Here is an 18,801-nt window from a genome sequence, read left to right on the forward strand (position 1 = left end):
CCGGTTACCGGTTCCCTGTTGCCGGGGAAATACAAAATACAGGTTACAGGTTGCAGGTTTCAAGTTTCAGGGAATACAAAATACAGGTTACAGGTTGCCGGTTACCAGTTGCCGGGGAAATACAAAATACAGGTTACAGGTTGCAGGTTGCAGGTTTCAGGGAATACAAAATACAGGTTACAGGTTGCCGGTTACAGGTTGCCGGGGAATACAAAATACAGGTTGCCGGTTACCGGTTGCCGGGGAATACAAATACAGGTTCCAGGTTGCAGGTTACAGGTTGCAGGGAATACAAAATACAGGTTGCAGGTTGCAGGGAATACAAATACAGGTTACAGGTTGCAGGTTGCCGGTTTCCGGTTACCAGGCTTGAATGCTCGGTATGCTGCCTGTTAGCGGAGGCTCCGAAATTTGGGCCCGGTATCCGGCAACTGGTAACCGGTAACCCCGGATTTTTTAAACGTTAAGAACTAATGAACTGAGAACTAAGAACTAAGAACTTAAAGCAGAAAACCGTATCTTCGCTCAACTTTTTGATAATGAAGATTCTAATTCAACAGGTTACAATTACAGACCCATCATCACCATTTAACGGAACAAAGCAGGATGTCCTTATTGAATCAGGTATTATCAGGGATATTCAACCTGCTATATCAGCAGAAGCAGATCAGGTAATTTCGGGCAGCCAGCTGCATTTATCGCCAGGCTGGGTAGATGTTTTTGCCCATTTTGCCGACCCCGGCTACGAGTTCAAGGAAACACTGGAAACCGGTTCCCGCGCAGCAGCCGCTGGTGGTTATACCGACGTTTTCGTGATCCCCAATACCAAACCGGTGATCGATAGCAAAACCCAGGCAGAATACATTAGTCAGAAATCGAAATCGCTGCCGGTGAACATTCACCCCATAGGCGCCATTTCGAAAGGAGCGGAAGGTAAAGACCTGGCCGAAATGTACGACATGCGCGCCAGCGGCGCCGTAGCGTTCAGCGATGGCCTGAACCCCATTCAGTCGGCCGGTTTGCTATTGAAAGCGCTGCAATACGTAAAAGCTTTTGATGGTACAGTTATACAAATACCCGACGACAAAAGCGTAGGCGCCAATGGCCTTATGCACGAAGGTATTGTTTCAACCCGCCTGGGATTGCCCGGTAAACCCATGATGGCAGAAGAGTTACAGGTGGCCAGAGATATAAAACTGGTTCGCTATGCCGATTCAAAATTGCATTTCACCGGGGTTAGCTCGCCCAAATCACTCGAATATATTCGCCGCGCAAAAGAAGCCGGTTTGGCGGTAACATGTTCTGTTACGCCTTATCACCTTTTCTTTACCGACGAAGACCTGACAGACTACGACACAAATTTGAAAGTATTTCCCCCGTTGCGTACCAAAAGCGACGTTGAATTGCTCCGCCAGGCAGTTCTTGACGGAACAATAGATTGTATTGCTACGCACCACCTGCCGCATGAGTACGATAGCAAGGTACTTGAGTTTGAGTATGCCAAATATGGTATGACCGGACTGGAAACCTCCTACAGCGCTGTCAAAACCGTGCTGCCCGGGCTTACCGAAAGCCGCTGGGTTGAACTGGTGAGCATTAATCCCCGAAAGATCTTCGGACTTGAAATACCGGTGATCAAAAAAGATGCACCTGCCTGTTTCACTTTGTTTGAACCAGGTGCTGCGGTTACCATTTCAGCCGCATCTTTCAGGTCAAAGTCGAAAAACTCTGCTTTCACCGGAAAAACACTCAATGGTTCAGTAAAAGGGATCATCAATAAAGACGCCTTAATTCTAAATTAATACCATTATTTTATGACAACTGCATCCGCCGGCAAAAGTCCCATCTTGCTGTATGGTTTGCTTTTTGGAGTTATCAGCATTGTATATACCGTAATCCTGTATTTGGGCGGTGTAAATGCCTATATGCACCCGAGCAATAAATACCTTGGCGTAGTAATTGCCGTAGGCTTTGCTTTTTTAACAGCCTGGCAATTGAGAAAACAACAGGGTGGTTATCTTGAATTTGCCGATGCATTAAAAGGGATCTTCAAAGTAATGGTCATTGGCATTTTGTTATCAACCATATTCGACTATGTGCTGTTTAATTATATAGATACGGCGTTTAGAGAAGCCCTTCGTCAGGCTTCTATTGACGCAATGATCTATGAAATGGAGAAAAGCAATATGCCGCAGTCGAAAATTGACCAAACACTGGAATGGATGGAAAAATTCAACAGTTTCGGTTTGGCTGCACAGGCCCTGGCATTCGCCGTAAGATGTATTCTTCATTTCATAATAGCCCTTATTGTTGCGGGCATCATGAAAAAGAAGCGGCCCTTTTTTGAAAATTCATTTAACCAATAAACTATGGATATATCCATTGTAGTGCCGTTGTTGAATGAAGAGGAGTCCCTGCCCGAATTGTGTGCATGGATTGAGCGGGTGGTTACGGCCAACAACTACTCCTATGAGATCATTATGATCGATGACGGCAGTACCGATGAGTCTTGGACCGTTATTGAACAATTACGATTAAAGAATGCGAACATAAAAGGCATTCGCTTTCAACGGAACTACGGTAAATCTGCTGCCCTGAACGAAGGCTTTAAAGCCGCACAGGGTAAAGTGGTTATTACTATGGATGCCGATATGCAGGATAGTCCCGATGAAATACCCGGGCTGTACCAAATGATCGTGCAGGAAGGCTTTGACCTGGTTAGCGGCTGGAAAAAAGTGCGTTACGATAATACGCTTACCAAGAATATTCCAAGCAAATTCTTCAACTGGGCTACACGCCGCATGTCGAAGATCCAATTGCATGATTTCAACTGCGGATTGAAAGCTTACCGCAATAAGGTTGTTAAATGTATTGAAGTATATGGCGAAATGCATCGCTATATACCGGTGCTGGCAAAATGGGCCGGTTTTAAAAAGATCGGCGAAAAAGTAGTGGAACACCGCAAGCGCAAATACGGTACTACCAAGTTTGGCTGGGAACGTTTTGTGAACGGCTTTCTCGATCTGGCTTCCATTACTTTCGTGGGCAAGTATAGCAAACGACCCATGCACTTCTTTGGTTTGTGGGGCTCTGCGTTCCTGATATCGGGCTTTTTAATGGTGCTGTACCTGGTTATTTCTAAGTTCATTCAACCGGAATACGCCCTTACCAACCGGCCGGTATTCTATATATCATTAACTGCCATGGTTATGGGTACCCTGCTGTTTATAGCAGGTTTCCTTGGCGAACTGATATCGCGTAACTCACCCGGGCGCAATTTTTATTTGATTGAGAAGAAAATAGGTATCGATAAGAATGGCGCATAAAAATATAGTGATCATAGGGCCCGCACATCCGTTGCGGGGTGGTTTGGCAACTTTCGATCAGCGGCTGTGCAAACAGTTCAATGATGAAGGCCATACCTGCTGCATCTATTCTTTTTCATTGCAGTATCCTTCGTTTTTATTTCCTGGCACCACACAGTATTCTTCGGAACCGGCGCCAACTGATATTGAAATATATTCTGTAATTAATTCCTGCTGGCCGCTCAACTGGTTACAAATAGGAAATGCATTACAGCGAATACGTCCCGATATTATAGTTGTACGCTACTGGCTGCCGTTTATGGGCCCGGCACTGGGCACCATTTTACGCAGGGCAAAGAAGAACAGGCATACAAAGGTGATTGCCATTACCGATAATGTTATTCCCCACGAAAAACGTCCTGGCGACGTGCCTTTCACGAAATATTTCCTCAAGAGTTGCGATGCCTTTATTACCATGAGTGATAAGGTGATGAAAGACCTGCGCCTGTTTGAGAAAGACAAACCGGCAAAAGAGGTTATACATCCCTTGTATGATAATTTTGGACCGGCTGTGCCCAAAGAAGAAGCCAGAAAAAAGCTGGGCATCGATGTAAATGAAAAGATCATCCTTTTCTTTGGGTTCATTCGCCGTTACAAAGGCCTCGATATAGCATTTGATGCCATGAAACTGCTGCAACCTTCCCCGGGTTCGGCCAGTACACCAAAACTATTGGTGGCCGGTGAATTTTATGAAGATGAAAAACCTTTCCGGGACCAAATAAAACGGCTTGGGATTGAAGATCGTCTCATATTAAGGACCGATTTTATTCCAGATAGCGAAGTAAGATATTATCTAAGTGCAGCTGATGTAGTTGTTCAACCTTATCGCAATGCTACCCAAAGCGGGGTTACGCCCCTGGCATATCATTTTGAGAAGCCAATGATCGTTACCAATGTGGGCAATTTGCCTGTAATGGTACCGCATGAAAAAGTGGGACTGGTATGTGAATCTGAAAACCCGGCTTCGCTGGCGGCCGCCATCGGCAGGTATTTTGAGCTTGGAGAACAGTATTTTATACCGCATCTTCGCAGCGAAAAGGAAAAGTACAGCTGGAATAAATTGGTAGAAACAATACTAACCATAATGTGATAATGTGCTGATGTGCTAATTTGATAATGGAAATACAAATATCAGGCATCACATCGCATATAATATACTTACTTATAAATGACTAAAAGCATCTATAGAAGTAAAGCGCCATTACGTATAGGTTTGGCTGGTGGTGGTACCGATGTTAGTCCATACAGCGACTTGTATGGCGGAGCAATTTTGAATGCTACGGTATCGCTATACGCCTATGCCAATATTGAACCTGTTGAAGAGAAAACGATCCTGCTGCAAACGATGGACAGGCAGGAAGAGCAGCAATTTGACTGGAGCAGGGAGCTGCCAATAGATGGTAAACTCGATCTGTTAAAGGGCGTATATAACCGTATTCAAAAACAATACGGCATGCCCGAAACCGGGTTTAAGCTGAGCACCTTTGTAGATGCACCTGCGGGTTCGGGCCTGGGTACCTCTTCTACGCTGGTGGTTGCCATTGTAGGCGCTTTTGCAGAGATGTTGCGGCTGCCACTGGGTGAATATGATGTTGCCCAGCTTGCTTATGAAATAGAGCGTAGCGACCTGGCTATGGCCGGTGGCAAGCAAGACCAATACGCTGCTACTTTTGGCGGCGTTAACTATATGGAGTTTCATGGCGATAATGTAGTGGTGAATCCGTTGCGAATAAAACAGCAGTATTTGTTTGAACTGGAAAACAATCTTGTTCTGTATTATACAGCTACCAGTCGCGAATCGGCTAAGATCATTGAAAAGCAAAGTGCGAATGTGGTTGGCAAAAAAGAAAAACCCATCGACGCCATGCACCAGTTAAAACGCCAGGCGCAACTGATGAAAGAAGCGTTGCTGAAAGGGCGTTTACACGAAATTGGGGAGATCCTCGATTTTGGGTTCCAACAGAAAAAACAAATGGCCGAAGGCATTTCAAATAATTTGATGGATGAAATTTATGAAGCAGCTAAAAAAGCAGGCGCCACGGGTGGTAAAATATCCGGTGCCGGTGGTGGTGGCTTTATGACCTTCTATTGCCCGGCCAATACAAAATATAAAGTAATTGAACGGCTGAATGCGTTTGGTGGTTTTGTTAAGAACTATCAGTTTGTTGACCATGGGCTTACGTCGTGGTCGATATAGATAGTAGCGGACATTTTGATAAGGGAATGGCCGTTGAATTTAGGCAGAGAAGTAAGATGTAAGAAGTAAAAGGTTGACAAGTTAACAAGTTGACGAGTTAACAAGGAAGTTGAAAAGATGATAGAGGTGATATAGTTGATAAAGGAAACACGAACAGACTTCTGCTGTAAGATAAACAGGGCTGAAAATTGTTTTGAGGCTCGATAATAGGTCTTTCACGTTTGCCGTTTCACGTTTTACGAGTTCGCGAGTCCTTAAATTTCGGAGACTATTGCCGATTCACGATTGCCGATTGCCGAAATATGCTTGTACAAAATGAAAAACAATCAAATTAGTAAAGAATATTCTATGATGAATAAGATCACCGACATTATCAAAGCCTCTATAAGTACCAAAGAACTTATCTTAAAAGATGCTGTATTGTTGGGTACTATTGAAAAACTGGCAAACATAATTACCGAAGCGCTGCGCAATGGTAATCGTGTTTATTTTGCCGGTAATGGTGGCAGTGCCGCCGATGCACAACACCTGGCGGCAGAGTTCAGCGGCCGTTTTTATACCGATCGCGATGCATTGCCTGCCGAAGCATTACACTGTAACACTTCCTACTTAACCGCCGTAGCCAACGATTACAGCTACGATGTGGTATATGCCCGTTTAATAAAAGGTATTGGTTTGAAAGGCGATGTACTGGTAGGTTTATCTACATCCGGCAACTCGGCCAATATTGTAAAAGCATTTGAGACCGCCCGCGAAAAAGGGATCGTTACGGTTGGCTTTACCGGCGACGCCGGTGGTAAAATGAAACCACTGAGCGATTACCTGGTAAACGTTCCTTCAAAAGATACACCGCGCATTCAGGAAAGCCATATTATGTTAGGGCACATTATATGTCAGTTGGTAGAAGAACAATATTTCAATAAGTAGTTGCAAGTTACAGGGTTCAGGTTACAGGGGAAAAGCGAATTGTATTTCCCTGCAACCTGAAACTTGCAACCTGTAACAGGTAATTTATATGATCAAAGAATGTATTATTCTCGCAGGTGGATTAGGGACCAGGTTACGCTCAGCCGTACCTGATCTTCCCAAGTGTATGGCACCGGTAGCAGGACGGCCATTTGTGTCGTATGTGATCGACCATTTCAAAAAACAGGGCGTTGAGAAATTCATTTTTTCGCTGGGTTATAAACACGAAGCTATTGAAGCATTTCTCGATACTGCTTATGCCGGTTGCAACAAACAATATGTAATTGAAAAGGAGCCGCTGGGTACCGGTGGCGCTATTCAATTGGCCTGCAAACAGGCTACCGAAGAAAATGTGCTCATCCTTAACGGCGACACTTTATTCTCTATACAACTGCCGGCATTGACCGCCGTTCATCAGCAAAACCAAAGTCATTGCACGCTGGCGCTAAAACCCATGCAACGTTTCGACAGGTATGGTGTAGTTGAATTGAAAGAGAACGGCGCCATTAAAAGCTTTAAGGAAAAACAGTTTTACGAAAGCGGCCTTATCAATGGCGGCATCTATGCCGTACAGGTAGCCGCCTTGTTGAACGAAGGGCTTCCTGAAAAGTTCTCTTTTGAAAAAGATTACCTGGAGAAATTATATACCGAACGCCCTATGTTTGGCGTAGTGCAGGATGAGTATTTTATTGACATCGGAATACCTGAAGATTTCGAAAAAGCAAACCGCGACCTTGCCGGCATGGCTGGCTAAAATGATGACTATTTATGTTAGATCTGAAACAGATTGATAAAAGCTGGACATTATTCCTCGATCGTGATGGTGTTATAAATCATGAGAAGTACCAGGACTATGTATACAATTACGATGAGTTTGTTTTTTACGACGGGGTGCCCGAAGCAATGAAGACACTCACCGATTTGTTCGGACTGGTAATTCTTACCACCAACCAACGAGGTGTTGGGCGCGGGTTAATGACAGAAGCCGATCTGAACGATATTCATACCAAAATGACCGCTGACATTGAAAAAGCCGGCGGCCGCATCGATCGTATTTATTACTGTACCGCCAATGATTCAAGTGATCCGTTCCGTAAGCCCAATCCGGGTATGATCTTCCAGGCGAAAAAAGATTTTCCCGCCATTGACCTGCAAAGGTCCCTGATCGTAGGGAACAACATCAGCGATATGGATTTTGGGCGTAATGGTGGTATTCATACTGTTTTTGTTAAAACAACCCACCCCGATGTGGCACTTCCCCACCCTGCTATTGACCTGGCATTTAATACTTTACCCGATTTTGCAAAAGCTTTGCAAACGAAATAAAATTTTATCAGGTCTTTCACGTTCCTGTTTCGCAACCCGGGCGGCATCGTTGTAACTTTGCCACACGGTTAAAAAATACCATGAATTACCTATATAAATATTATCTGACCTGCTGTTTGTTATTGATCGGCTTATTTGGCGTGGCGCCTGTTTTTGCGCAGCCCATTTCAGCTGCCGATAAAAAGGAATTGCAGAAGAAAGAAGACTCTTTAAAGAGATTGTCGGCCAATATGGTGTTTAGTGAACAACCCGCCGACCGTTTCAGAAGCGATAGTGTGTTTACCCGCACTTTTGTAAGGGCATTAAAAGTAAAGAATTCATTTTACCATCCATTCGATTCTTTGAATATTTCGAAGTTGTATTCGCCCGATAGCACATTCCGCATATTCACCTGGCAATTAAAGAAAGATGAATATGTGTACCTGCAAAAAGGAGCTATTCAAATGAATACGCCCGATGGATCGCTTAAACTGTTCCCCCTGTTCGATTATTCGATGTTCACCGCAAAACCGCTCGATTCGGTACGTTCTCGTAATAACTGGATCGGCGCTATTTATTATCGCATTATTCCCAAAGAGTTTAATGGACAGAAGTACTATACCTTGTTGGGATTTGACGATTACAGTGTAAGCAGCAACAGAAAGTGGTTAGAAGTAATGCATTTTAACGAACGCGGCGAACCTATGTTTGGCGGCGCCATTTCATTCAAAGAAGATTCAGTTAAAAAGCCATCACAGGCGCGCTTCAATATTGAATATAAGAAAGAGGCAAAAACCTTCTTTAATTACGATCCCGAGAAAGATATCATTGTGTTCGATCACCTGATCTCAGAAAGCAATGAACCTACAAGAAAATCGACATACATACCCGATGGCGATTTTGAAGCTTTTAAATGGAAGAACGGCCAATGGGTGCATGTGGAGCGCCTTGAGTTTGAACTGAAGTTAAAAGATGGCGACTTCCCCCGTGAATCGGCTATTTTAGATGATGCCGGTAACGCCAATGAGCAGCGGTTAGAAGAGGCCTCACGCCGCAATATGGAGAAAGAAGCAGGTATACCAGAGAAAGAGCCTGCCAGGCCAAAGAAGGCTACAGCGCCTAAGAAGAAAGGATAAACTTACTATCATAGGAAAACCCCGAGTAAAATCGGGGTTTTTCGTATATAATAAGCTGTTTGCCAGTTACCGGTTGCCGGTTTCCGGTTCTTAACTTTCGGAGCTCGCTATTATTGGGTTACAGGTTTCAGGTTACACGTTACAGGTCCTTTTTTGCGAATTCGCTACAAAACAATGCCTTTCCGAAATTCGGGAATTGTATTTCCCTGCAACCTGGAACTTGTAACCTGTAACTCATTGCTATCCCAACAACTTATTCTTCGCTTTATTAAACTCCTCTTCGGTTATTATTCCCTGTTGTTTCAGCTGATGTAATTTCTCCAGTTCAGAAGCAATGGCAACAGAGCCGGATGAAGTATATTTAACATCGCCTTGTTGTATACCCATGGCGGTGGCCATGTGCTGGGCCTGACTGGCCAGTTGCATATTTTTATATTCAGCCTGGGCCAGTGTAATGGTATCTTTGAGGCGTTTAGGACCATGAACATTGTAATAATCGGTAGCGCCTACTTCGGCCGCGGTTTGAATTTCAACATGGCCAAAATTGAGGATACGGCCCCACAGCGTTTGATCGTACGATACATTATTTATCTTTTCGAGCGGACTTTCCTTGGCGAAATGATTGAACAAACCGGCTTCATCAATAACGCGGTAATTGGTAACTACCCATATGTTTACCTTCCAGGAGAAATAAACGATCACAAAATACAGCGAACCTACAACGGCAGCTATCCAGCCCCATTCTAAAAAGCCAATAAAAACAGACGCCACCCAACCTGCCAGCCCAATCAATACCGGAACAATTAATTTAACCCAGCTGGTATGGGTAACCAATAAGATCTGTTCGCCTTTTTGTAGTGGAGTACGCATGTGTGTAATTTAAGACACGATAAATAATGAATAAATCTAAATCCTTTGTTTGGGGGTAAGAAAAATATTTTGAATACATGAGAAAAGTCGTATATTCGTAATGGATCAGGCTGCGGCTTGGACCAACCCGGTAGTTAGCGCTACCGGTTATTTATTTTATACAGGTTCCCACCCGGATTGAGTTTACCCATATTTCTGCTTTTCGAAAGGTCTTATGCATCTTAAACCGGCCTTTTATTATCCTTTCTACCATTTTTATATTAACCGGTTTTCGGAAATAAATTATTAAAGCGTCTGCCTGCTCCTGCCCTTTTCTAATCCTGTTGTTTATATTAATGTCTTTATATGGCCACTCAGGTGATTCTACCTCCCAATATTCTTCATTAATTCTTAAGTCAGGGTTTTTATTCATTTTGGCACCAGGCAATACTTTACGTCTGAAATCTATATCTCTTTCCTGAAGCTTTGGAAGAAGCTCCACTTTCTCGCCATCGTTTGCCAATACAATTCCAATGGCAACGAGTAATTCAAAGTCGCTGTCGTCGCTATCAACCAGCTTATGAATTAATACAATGCCTCCATTAGTATTTGAGTAATGAAGGATATACTGTTGATGTAAAGGTTGCTGCAGGATCAGTATTCGTTGATCCTTGCTGATATTTTTGGTTAACATAGTATTCCAATAATTTTTCAACTACTGGAATCCCCCTACGTCGCATTTAATTGATATTCGATATTACTAAATATTTTGGGAATAAAAAAGCCCTGACGATGCTGGGCTAACCCGGTGGATCAACTAATAACCACTACTCTTTTTAAGTTCGTTTTCTTTTACATAATATTCCTCCGTTGCCCAGTCTTTCTGAACAATGATCTTACCACCAGCAAAGTCACTGTAGCTTATGGACTTGTATTCAAAAGGCAGCAATGGGGTTGTAGGATTATCAATATCTAAAACACCATACTTGCCATTTTTAGCAGCAATAACACATTTATTATTGACGTATTGCATGTCGCTGTATTCAAAGGGCAATAAGGTTTTACCGCCTATATTGACCAAACCATATTTACTATGCTGTGCTACAATAATGCGATTAGCAAAGACGTCAACCTCATAGGGATCTCTACGAAAAGTGCGCACATCATCATAAATAAAATCAACACATGGTTTAGCGGTTTCCATATCTGCTATGCCTTTTTTACCCGCTTTAGTGCCCAGATAATAAACACCATTCAGGTTGTTATTATTGACAACCCTCGCCAGGGTAGTGTATTCCACTGGCAGCACAAGGCTTCCCTTGGGGGAACATAAGCCGTATTGATCATTCTTTTTTACAAGGTAATAATGATATGAGAAAACGACTTCATCATACAAAACAGGCAACAATTCTTTTCCGTCAAAACCCAACAAACCCATTTGGTCTTTCTTTTTTACGATCAACACATCAGCGTAACGGGCAAGGAAATCTATCTTGTCATACTCCATAGACAACACCACTTTACCATCGGTTCCAAACAAACCATATTTACCTGCTTTTTCAGCAATCAAAGCCAGGGGCTTGCTCACCGTATTGCTTTTTAACCTGGTCAATTGATCATATACAATGGGTATCACTTCTTTTCCCGTCATTGTAATCAGGCCTTTTTTACCGTTCAGTTCAACAAGGGCAGTGTCAGGAGGTGCAGGCCTGCCAAAGAGGCTATATGAAGGATCAGGTTCAGTAACGCTGAACCGGGTATACCAGTTGCTCAACAATTTGTTTCCATTGAGGTCCAACAAAGTGTATTGACCGTCTTTTTTTACAATTGCAGCTTTGCCGGCTCTAACACCAACGCTATCATATTCAACAGGCATGGTCAGTTTGCGCGTGGTAAAGTTCATCAAACCCTGCTTTTTATCTTTTGTAACTACCAGGTAGGTAGTACCTTTATCCACAGAAAGCTCATCGTATTCCATTGGCAGCACCTGTTGTCCCTGTTCATTGATAACACCGTAACGTCCGTCCTTTTGAACAGTGTAGTATGAAGCGTTATCAACAATCAATCGATCCATGTTATCATAAATACAGGGCACTACCAGCTTGCCTTTTACATTGATAAGACCATATTTTCCATTCAGAACTACCGCCGTTATATCAGAATTTACAAATTGGCCAATGCCATCATATATAAAAGGAGTAATCTTTTTCTTGGTGTGATATTCCAGCAGCGCGTAATACCTGGGCCCAAAAGCTTCCCCTATCCTTGCTGTTACCAGGTCCTTCTCTTTGTAGACACGCACAGTATAAAAAGTTTTTCCATCTATTACATTGGTGTTGTTAACAGGTCTATTGTCTTCCGGCGCTTTTGTTGTATTTTCTTTAGGCAGGGGCTCTGCCAGCTTACCAGGAGTTGTTTGAGCATGGGCAATCAGACTGCTTAACAGTAATAAAGTAGGTACAATTTGCTTCATATAGGTATAAAATTCTAGAAACAATATTAATAATTTGCCTGTTCGGGAGCAAGCTATGGCAACAAAAAAGCCCCAACAATGCTGTCGGGGCCAGTACATATTTTTGAAATGTTCTTAATCGTCGAGTTTCAATACAGCGAGGAATGCTTCCTGCGGTACTTCTACGTTACCGATCTGGCGCATACGCTTTTTACCTTCTTTCTGTTTCTCTAACAGTTTACGCTTACGGCTGATGTCACCACCATAACATTTGGCGGTAACGTCTTTGCGCATTGCGCTGATGGTTTCGCGGGCCAGTACTTTGGCGCCAACGGCTGCCTGTATGGCTATCTGGAACTGCTGGCGGGGTAATAACTCTTTCAGCTTTTCGCAAAGTTTACGGCCAAAATCCTGCGAGCGTGCACGGTGAATGAGGGCGCTTAATGCATCCACTTTATCGCCGTTCAGCAGTATATCCATCTTTACGATATCGCTTTCACGGTAGCCTATCGGGTGGTAATCGAACGATGCATAACCGCGGGTCTGGCTCTTTAATTTATCGTAGAAGTCGAATACGATCTCTGTCAATGGCATCTCGAACTGCAGCTCCACACGGGTGGTGGTCAAATAGCTTTGGTTCAACAAAATGCCGCGTTTACCCAGGCAAAGCGTCATGATATTACCGATATACTCGGGCTTTGTAATGATCTGCGCCTTGATGTATGGTTCTTCAATTCTGTCGGTCTTTACCGGATCGGGGAACTGGGTAGGGTTATTAACGATGATCTTTTCACCTTTGGTAGTATAGGCTATAAAGCTCACGTTCGGAACGGTAGTGATAACGGTTTGGTTAAACTCGCGTTCAAGCCTTTCCTGAATGATCTCCATGTGCAGCATACCCAGAAATCCACATCGGAAACCAAAGCCAAGGGCCTGAGAGGTTTCCAGTTCGTAAGTAAGAGAGGCATCGTTCAGCTGGAGTTTATCCATACAGTCGCGTAACTCTTCAAACTCATCGGTATTTACCGGGAAGATACCTGCGAATACCATCGGTTTCACTTCCTGGAAACCTTTGATCATTTCCTGTGTAGGATTATTCTTGAGGGTGATGGTATCACCCACTTTTACTTCTTTGGCATTTTTGATACCGGTAATAAGATAACCTACGTCGCCTGCGCCTACTTCCTTCTTCTCGGTCATCTTTAGTTTAAGGATACCAACTTCTGCAGCCTCATAATCCATGTCGGTTGACACGAATTTTACAATATCACCTTTGCGGATGACACCGTTCAGTACCCGGAAGTACACGATAATACCACGGAAACTATTGAACACGCTGTCGAAGATCAGCGCCTGCAATGGTTTTTGCGTATCGCCCTCGGGTGCAGGTATACGTTCTACAATGGCTTGCAAAATGCCTTCGATACCGATACCGGTACGGCCGCTGGCCAGCAATATTTCTTCGGGTTTGCAGCCAATAAGTTCAATGATCTGGTCTTTTACCTCTTCTATCATGGCGCCATCCATATCAATTTTATTGATAACCGGGATGATCTCCAGATCGTTCTCTATGGCGAGATAAAGATTGCTAATGGTTTGGGCCTGAATACCCTGGGTAGCGTCTACCAGCAACAGGGCGCCTTCGCAGGCGGCCAGGGCGCGGCTCACTTCATAGCTGAAGTCAACGTGACCGGGCGTATCGATCAGGTTCAGGATGTACTCCTGACCGTCGGAATGTTTATAGTTGATCTGAATGGCATGGCTCTTGATGGTGATCCCTTTTTCCCTTTCCAGGTCCATATCGTCCAGCACCTGGTCCATCATTTCGCGTTCGCTGATGGTATTGGTAGATTGTAACAGTCTGTCTGCCAGGGTACTTTTACCATGGTCGATATGGGCAATAATGCAAAAATTGCGGATATTCTTCATTAAGTCGATTGTCCTTTAAATAGCGGCAAAAGTAACTGATTTTGGTGGCATTATGGAGAGAAATCAGATCAAATCGAAAGACTGCGCAAATTTCACAATATCATAATTGCTTTCGGCATTCAGCTTTGCTTTGATGTTCCGTCGATGGGTATTTACGGTTTGTTCAGAAATGAACAGATTTGCGGCCATTTCAGCTGTACTATTGCCTAGTGCCATGAATTTCAATATTTCCTTTTCCCGTTTGCCCAGGGAGCCAAAAACCTTTTGATTGCGACGGAGAAAGTTATTTTCCTCCAGCAGCCGGTTCACTTTGCTGGTAACATGGTGCTGTGGATCAATGGGCGATGCTGCTGCTATTAAATGGGTTGGGGTTCCGGTTTCATCGCGCATAAACACTTTGTGCGTGGTGAGGTACCACTTCCAGTCGTGATCATGGGAAGGGCGAACCTGCTGAAAATTGCTCACCATTTTATCATCTTCCGAAGAATTAAGCAGAGAAAAAACCTTAGGCGCATAATCGGCCAGGTCTTCTTTATTAAAAAACAGGTCGTGATAAGCCGGTCCTAATTCTTTTATTTCCTCAAGGGTACATCCCAGGATCTTTAAACCGTTGGGCGACATATATATTACTCCCTGAGATTGCAGGTCGTGTACAATGATCACAATGGGCAAACTTTCAGCAATAGCCGATAATGCATTGATCTTATCCTGCAGGGTTGAATGTGTAAGTATGACGTTGGTTATACGGTCTGTTATCATAATGGCTTAGGGCATTCAATTTCGCCGGTGCTTCGGCGATGGGTGTTTACAAAATTACCTAAAAGTGGGTATTGCACAGAAAAAAAGCAAGCACCACTTTTGCATTGCCAGGTGGCAAGGGTTGCCACTAACGCAACTTCAATATTCCATCCCTCCTATTTAAACCTGGGATTACTGCCCGTTAGCTAATGGCATATATCCCTAACGCTATACTTTATCCCCTAAATAAAAGACACCAAATGAAACGTATTGCGTATGTCACAGTTACAATAATGGTAATTGTTATTTTTCAATATTGCTCAATTACAAAGAAGAAAAGCCTTGCCCCTGCTGTACCCAAGAGCTCAGCCTACTTTACAGTCCTGGAATATCAAAAGCCGGATAACGTTAGTAGTGATACCTTCTGGTTATCTGACCTTCCCCAGTACTATATAAACGGGAAGGATACGGTAAAGTACAAACACGACACAATCCGGCTGAAAAGACGGCTATATTACCTGGTAGAAGGCGATGTTCGTTTAACACCAGCTGAATATTTTGAATACAGATTTCCGCATATCAGTCTTGACTTACAGCCTGACTACCGTAAGCTATTTGGCCGCAAAGACCATGATACCCTGATTCGATGGCGAGCCGGCACTATTTTAACTTATGCTGTGGTTCGCAGCTCTTTCAGTACACAAGAGCATTATGAAATGGTAGTTAAAAACATGGCATTGGCAACTGCGGAGTGGACTAAACTTACAAACATAAAATTCATTCACGTCACTAAAAAGGATAACCAGGATAAGGAAATTCCTACAGACGGCTTGTCCTTTGTCGTTGTAGGGATTAAAACTTACGGCGCTTTTTTTGCAAATGCATTCTACCCCAACCAAAAGGACCCGGAGCAACGAGTGGTATTTATCGATTCCACATATTTTACAAACAATTATGACAAACTAGGAATGTGTCGTCACGAAGTTGGCCATATTTTAGGTTTTTTACACGAACAAATCCGCTCCGGCCAGCCTCTTTTATGCGGTCACGAGATCATTCAGGGAAGGTACGATTTAACAACTTATGACCCTAAATCTGTAATGCATTACCCATGCGCAAATGCAGGAAGTAGAAATTTTACCTTTTCAGATACAGATAAAGTTGGCGCTGCGGTCGCCTATGAGTTAACTCCCGTCCCAATACGATAACCCTAACCAATTAAGCATAATTAAATGAATAGACAATTCTACAGACTTTGCATTTTTATAATAGTATTAGTTGCATCGACACCACTACTGGCCCAGAACAGCGTTGCTGATACCGACGCAATAAACGACAAACCTACTGACTCCGGCGGCTCGAAAGATTCATCACGGGGACATGGCTCGCGAAAAACGAAAAAAGCCCCGCCTGTTGGTCGAATTTCATTGGCGTTTTGCAAAGAATGCCATAACAGCAACGTACTTATTTATGATTTTTCCTGTAAAAAGCTTTACTATAGCTGTGACGGCAAGGTTGCCGACCCTGTTGATGATCTAAAAAATATGAAGGTGCGGTATGGGAAAGAGTTGAAATTTATTGCCATCAATGTAAACCGTTATGTATACGACGTCATATTTTCCATCGACGATGTGAGTTTCGGAAGTGAGCCACCTGCACTTTTTACAAACCTTTTCCTTGGGCAGGGTGACTTTATGGATGGACTGGCGAAGCTTGCAAAACCCGGAGAAGCGGCTGTTGGTGAATATCCATGGAAAGCTCTTGAAACTGCACTGATCGTCTTCAAACAAAAATATGATGAACTTACAGACAGCTATATCAAGGCATATTCTGACTGTGAGACCTTTGAATGTTGTGAAAAAATACAAAAGAAGAAATTCAGCGACTATAGCAAGGAATTACTCGAACTCAAATCGGTATACCATGCAACAATGGCAGAAATAAACAAAACCATCACACAAGCTGAAACAGATTTAAACACTGTAAATACCATCCTCGAAAAGATGCGCAACGAATATAAAAAAGCCGCGGGTCTTGACGAGGAAATCAAAAAGCTAAAGGAAGATCCAAAAGTTGATAAACAAAAGCTGGCGGAAAAACAAAAGGAACGCAACTCAATCAAACTAACAGATACAACCAAAACTTTTCAACAAAAGACCCTGGCCGAAGCTGCCATTAAAACCAATACACAAGCGAAGGAAACAATAGAAAAGATATGGACAGATTTCGGCAAACCTACGGACGAGCAACTAATGCGGATGGTATTGTTCAACAACAATCTTTCAAAGGAAAATTTCACTTACACTGCACCACCCATGTATCCGCAAGGTGACAGATTGGAATTTGCACTTAAAATTGCGCCGAGAGACACCGTCAATTCCATTGTTACAAAATGGCATTCCAAGCCGCTGGACCGGGACAGCACCAGCTTTGCTGTTACGGTTACCAAAAAACATTTTGTGAGTTTCAGTTCCGGAGTTTTCATCGGATTTGGCGATAAATTCCGTGATCAGACTTATCAATGGCAAGCTCAACCAAATACAGAAAACGTGATCACAGATTCCGCCAAGTATAAATTAGTATCAACCGGTAATGCATCACCTCCTATTGGGTTTACTGCCCTTGCCCACCTCGGCAAAAAATTTGCTCCGGGTTTCAGCATGGCGCTTGCGGTTGGCGCCGGCATCTCAATTGAAGACAAGCCCCGCCCTGTTTACTTAGGGGGACTTTCTTTTATGTTCGGCAACAAACAACAATTTAATATCTCAACTGGCATTGCCTGTATGCAGGTTGAAAAGATCAAGACAGAGTTGTATCCTAACATGAACACCACAATTTATGATAGTAAGCCCACTGCTATAGAATTTAAAAAGAGACTGGAGGCCGGGGGCTTTGTCTCTGTAACATATACAATCTTCACTCCAGGGAACAGAAGGGGTGTCACTTCTGGTCAATAAAATTAACTATTACTAATCAGGACGCTGCTGTTTGCAGCGTCCTTGTCATAAGACTTCCAAGGCATTGCTTTGTGGCAAGACATGTACATTAAGCGACGAATTAGGCATTTGTCTTCACAATATGCAACGCAAGCTTAACCTGAACAATACACAGTAATTAATTGGCTGCAGAAGCCATTGACATGAAACGCCAGATAACCTGAAAAATGATTTCGTAGCAGATAGTCCACCAATCTTTAATCTTTTAGGCTCACTGTCCAATTAAAGCGTTTAAGGTCATGAAATATACCGGCTCAACACCCCTGTATAAACGATCTGATTTCGGGCTCCTACTGCGGCCATGCGAAAACAATAATTTATACCGAGAGGAAGACCGGAAATGACTTTCTTACACCGGGTGTCGGCAATGCTTTCCCATACGCTCTCGGCGGTAATTGGAGCTGGTGTCCATTGATACAGGTATGAGCGGGCGCCCACAACCCGGCGTACCTTTAAGATCATTTCACCAGGTTTGGGACCAGGTGTGATCTGAAAGTCAACAGGTGCATTTAATACCATTTCACCTGTAGGTTTTATAAGTGAGAACCCGCTGCTTACCAGCGCCAGCTCTCTTCCATTTGCCTGAGACTGAACAAACCCAGCTATTTGTTTCAATTTTTTTATAAGAAGTACCCGAAGATCGTTTTTGATGGCAACCTTTTCCCTGTCGCCCAAACCAGAATCTGATAGAGCTTTAATGTACTGAACGTTTGTTTCTTTTAATTCAATAATAAGCATTCCCGGATCGGAAAAATTTTCATTGTCCGCCATGCACTTTGCAACCCTGGAGGCCAGAACATGCAGATCTGAATCGGATGTTTCAATAAAATTCAGGGCCAGTTTCTTTTTCATAAAGCTGTTTACAATG

At 43.3% G+C, this 18,801-nt stretch carries 18 protein-coding genes; 12 read left to right on the plus strand and 6 right to left on the minus strand.

Going from position 1 to position 18,801, the window contains the following annotated elements; all coding sequences use genetic code 11:
- Positions 1–50 precede the first annotated feature (50 nt).
- The 10 genes from GGD38_RS21730 to GGD38_RS21775 all read left to right on the plus strand — a co-directional run bounded on the left by GGD38_RS21730 (position 51) and on the right by GGD38_RS21775 (position 8,969).
- A complete protein-coding gene (locus GGD38_RS21730) occupies positions 51–467 on the plus strand; it encodes a hypothetical protein (RefSeq protein ID WP_375301304.1) in 417 nt (138 codons plus the stop codon).
- Between the two features lie 72 nt (positions 468–539).
- Positions 540–1,802, plus strand: a complete 1,263-nt coding sequence (locus GGD38_RS21735) for a dihydroorotase (protein ID WP_375301305.1) — start codon at positions 540–542, stop codon at positions 1,800–1,802.
- A gap of 12 nt (positions 1,803–1,814) precedes the next feature.
- Positions 1,815–2,366: a DUF4199 domain-containing protein gene (locus GGD38_RS21740; protein WP_375301306.1), complete on the plus strand. Its 552-nt coding sequence runs from the start codon at positions 1,815–1,817 to the stop codon at positions 2,364–2,366.
- Between the two features lie 3 nt (positions 2,367–2,369).
- Positions 2,370–3,326 carry a glycosyltransferase family 2 protein gene (locus tag GGD38_RS21745; RefSeq protein ID WP_375301307.1) on the plus strand — a complete coding sequence of 319 codons (957 nt, stop codon included), beginning with the start codon at positions 2,370–2,372 and terminating at the stop codon, positions 3,324–3,326.
- On the plus strand, positions 3,316–4,455 hold the full coding sequence (locus GGD38_RS21750) for a glycosyltransferase (protein WP_375301308.1): 1,140 nt from the start codon (positions 3,316–3,318) through the stop codon (positions 4,453–4,455). The genes GGD38_RS21745 and GGD38_RS21750 overlap by 11 nt, the downstream gene beginning before the upstream one ends.
- 78 nt (positions 4,456–4,533) lie before the next feature.
- On the plus strand, positions 4,534–5,562 hold the full coding sequence (locus GGD38_RS21755; RefSeq protein ID WP_375301309.1) for a dehydrogenase: 1,029 nt from the start codon (positions 4,534–4,536) through the stop codon (positions 5,560–5,562).
- 315 nt (positions 5,563–5,877) lie between these two features.
- Positions 5,878–6,489, plus strand: coding sequence for an SIS domain-containing protein (locus GGD38_RS21760; RefSeq protein ID WP_375301310.1), 612 nt, complete (start codon positions 5,878–5,880; stop codon positions 6,487–6,489).
- Between the two features lie 88 nt (positions 6,490–6,577).
- Positions 6,578–7,282 carry a nucleotidyltransferase family protein gene (locus GGD38_RS21765; protein ID WP_375301311.1) on the plus strand — a complete coding sequence of 235 codons (705 nt, stop codon included), beginning with the start codon at positions 6,578–6,580 and terminating at the stop codon, positions 7,280–7,282.
- 14 nt (positions 7,283–7,296) lie between these two features.
- Entirely contained in the window at positions 7,297–7,854 is a 558-nt protein-coding gene (locus GGD38_RS21770) for a D-glycero-alpha-D-manno-heptose-1,7-bisphosphate 7-phosphatase (protein WP_375301312.1), read from the plus strand.
- An 80-nt stretch (positions 7,855–7,934) separates the two neighbouring features.
- A complete protein-coding gene (locus GGD38_RS21775; protein ID WP_375301313.1) occupies positions 7,935–8,969 on the plus strand; it encodes a hypothetical protein in 1,035 nt (344 codons plus the stop codon).
- 240 nt (positions 8,970–9,209) lie between these two features.
- On the opposite strand, the gene GGD38_RS21780 is transcribed toward GGD38_RS21775, so the two are convergent.
- The 5 genes from GGD38_RS21780 to GGD38_RS21800 form a co-directional block, all read right to left on the minus strand.
- Entirely contained in the window at positions 9,210–9,839 is a 630-nt protein-coding gene (locus tag GGD38_RS21780) for a PH domain-containing protein (RefSeq protein WP_375301314.1), read from the minus strand.
- 151 nt (positions 9,840–9,990) lie between these two features.
- Positions 9,991–10,512, minus strand: coding sequence for a hypothetical protein (locus tag GGD38_RS21785; protein ID WP_375301315.1), 522 nt, complete (start codon positions 10,510–10,512; stop codon positions 9,991–9,993).
- Between the two features lie 123 nt (positions 10,513–10,635).
- A complete protein-coding gene (locus GGD38_RS21790) occupies positions 10,636–12,291 on the minus strand; it encodes a WG repeat-containing protein (RefSeq protein ID WP_375301316.1) in 1,656 nt (551 codons plus the stop codon).
- Between the two features lie 114 nt (positions 12,292–12,405).
- Entirely contained in the window at positions 12,406–14,199 is a 1,794-nt protein-coding gene (gene lepA / locus GGD38_RS21795) for a translation elongation factor 4 (RefSeq protein ID WP_375301317.1), read from the minus strand.
- Positions 14,200–14,262: 63 nt separating this feature from the next.
- The gene (locus GGD38_RS21800) at positions 14,263–14,958 is read right to left on the minus strand and encodes a LuxR C-terminal-related transcriptional regulator (RefSeq protein WP_375301318.1); all 696 of its coding nucleotides are present in this window, start codon (positions 14,956–14,958) and stop codon (positions 14,263–14,265) included.
- A gap of 239 nt (positions 14,959–15,197) precedes the next feature.
- On the opposite strand from GGD38_RS21800, the gene GGD38_RS21805 reads away from it, so the two are divergent.
- Both GGD38_RS21805 and GGD38_RS21810 read left to right on the plus strand, forming a co-directional pair.
- Entirely contained in the window at positions 15,198–16,145 is a 948-nt protein-coding gene (locus GGD38_RS21805) for a matrixin family metalloprotease (protein ID WP_375301319.1), read from the plus strand.
- Positions 16,146–16,169: 24 nt separating this feature from the next.
- A complete protein-coding gene (locus tag GGD38_RS21810) occupies positions 16,170–17,894 on the plus strand; it encodes a hypothetical protein (RefSeq protein WP_375301320.1) in 1,725 nt (574 codons plus the stop codon).
- Positions 17,895–18,170: 276 nt separating this feature from the next.
- Here GGD38_RS21810 and GGD38_RS21815 read toward each other — a convergent pair whose 3' ends face one another.
- Positions 18,171–18,785, minus strand: a complete 615-nt coding sequence (locus GGD38_RS21815; protein ID WP_375301321.1) for a hypothetical protein — start codon at positions 18,783–18,785, stop codon at positions 18,171–18,173.
- Positions 18,786–18,801: the final 16 nt, after the last annotated feature.

Source organism: Niastella sp. OAS944 (assembly GCA_024809215.1).
GTDB lineage: Bacteria > Bacteroidota > Bacteroidia > Chitinophagales > Chitinophagaceae > Niastella.

Bases quoted from the DNA above. Each gene is read 5' to 3' on its own strand.
- GGD38_RS21735 (WP_375301305.1), top strand. From the start codon at position 540: ATGAAGATTCTAATTCAACAGGTTACAATTACAGACCCATCATCACCA.
- GGD38_RS21740 (WP_375301306.1), top strand. From the start codon at position 1,815: ATGACAACTGCATCCGCCGGCAAAAGTCCCATCTTGCTGTATGGTTTG.
- GGD38_RS21745 (WP_375301307.1), top strand. From the start codon at position 2,370: ATGGATATATCCATTGTAGTGCCGTTGTTGAATGAAGAGGAGTCCCTG.
- GGD38_RS21750 (WP_375301308.1), top strand. From the start codon at position 3,316: ATGGCGCATAAAAATATAGTGATCATAGGGCCCGCACATCCGTTGCGG.
- GGD38_RS21755 (WP_375301309.1), top strand. From the start codon at position 4,534: ATGACTAAAAGCATCTATAGAAGTAAAGCGCCATTACGTATAGGTTTG.
- GGD38_RS21760 (WP_375301310.1), top strand. From the start codon at position 5,878: ATGAAAAACAATCAAATTAGTAAAGAATATTCTATGATGAATAAGATC.
- GGD38_RS21765 (WP_375301311.1), top strand. From the start codon at position 6,578: ATGATCAAAGAATGTATTATTCTCGCAGGTGGATTAGGGACCAGGTTA.
- GGD38_RS21770 (WP_375301312.1), top strand. From the start codon at position 7,297: ATGTTAGATCTGAAACAGATTGATAAAAGCTGGACATTATTCCTCGAT.
- GGD38_RS21775 (WP_375301313.1), top strand. From the start codon at position 7,935: ATGAATTACCTATATAAATATTATCTGACCTGCTGTTTGTTATTGATC.
- GGD38_RS21780 (WP_375301314.1), bottom strand. From the start codon at position 9,839: ATGCGTACTCCACTACAAAAAGGCGAACAGATCTTATTGGTTACCCAT.
- GGD38_RS21785 (WP_375301315.1), bottom strand. From the start codon at position 10,512: ATGTTAACCAAAAATATCAGCAAGGATCAACGAATACTGATCCTGCAG.
- GGD38_RS21790 (WP_375301316.1), bottom strand. From the start codon at position 12,291: ATGAAGCAAATTGTACCTACTTTATTACTGTTAAGCAGTCTGATTGCC.
- lepA (WP_375301317.1), bottom strand. From the start codon at position 14,199: ATGAAGAATATCCGCAATTTTTGCATTATTGCCCATATCGACCATGGT.
- GGD38_RS21800 (WP_375301318.1), bottom strand. From the start codon at position 14,958: ATGATAACAGACCGTATAACCAACGTCATACTTACACATTCAACCCTG.
- GGD38_RS21805 (WP_375301319.1), top strand. From the start codon at position 15,198: ATGAAACGTATTGCGTATGTCACAGTTACAATAATGGTAATTGTTATT.
- GGD38_RS21810 (WP_375301320.1), top strand. From the start codon at position 16,170: ATGAATAGACAATTCTACAGACTTTGCATTTTTATAATAGTATTAGTT.
- GGD38_RS21815 (WP_375301321.1), bottom strand. From the start codon at position 18,785: ATGAAAAAGAAACTGGCCCTGAATTTTATTGAAACATCCGATTCAGAT.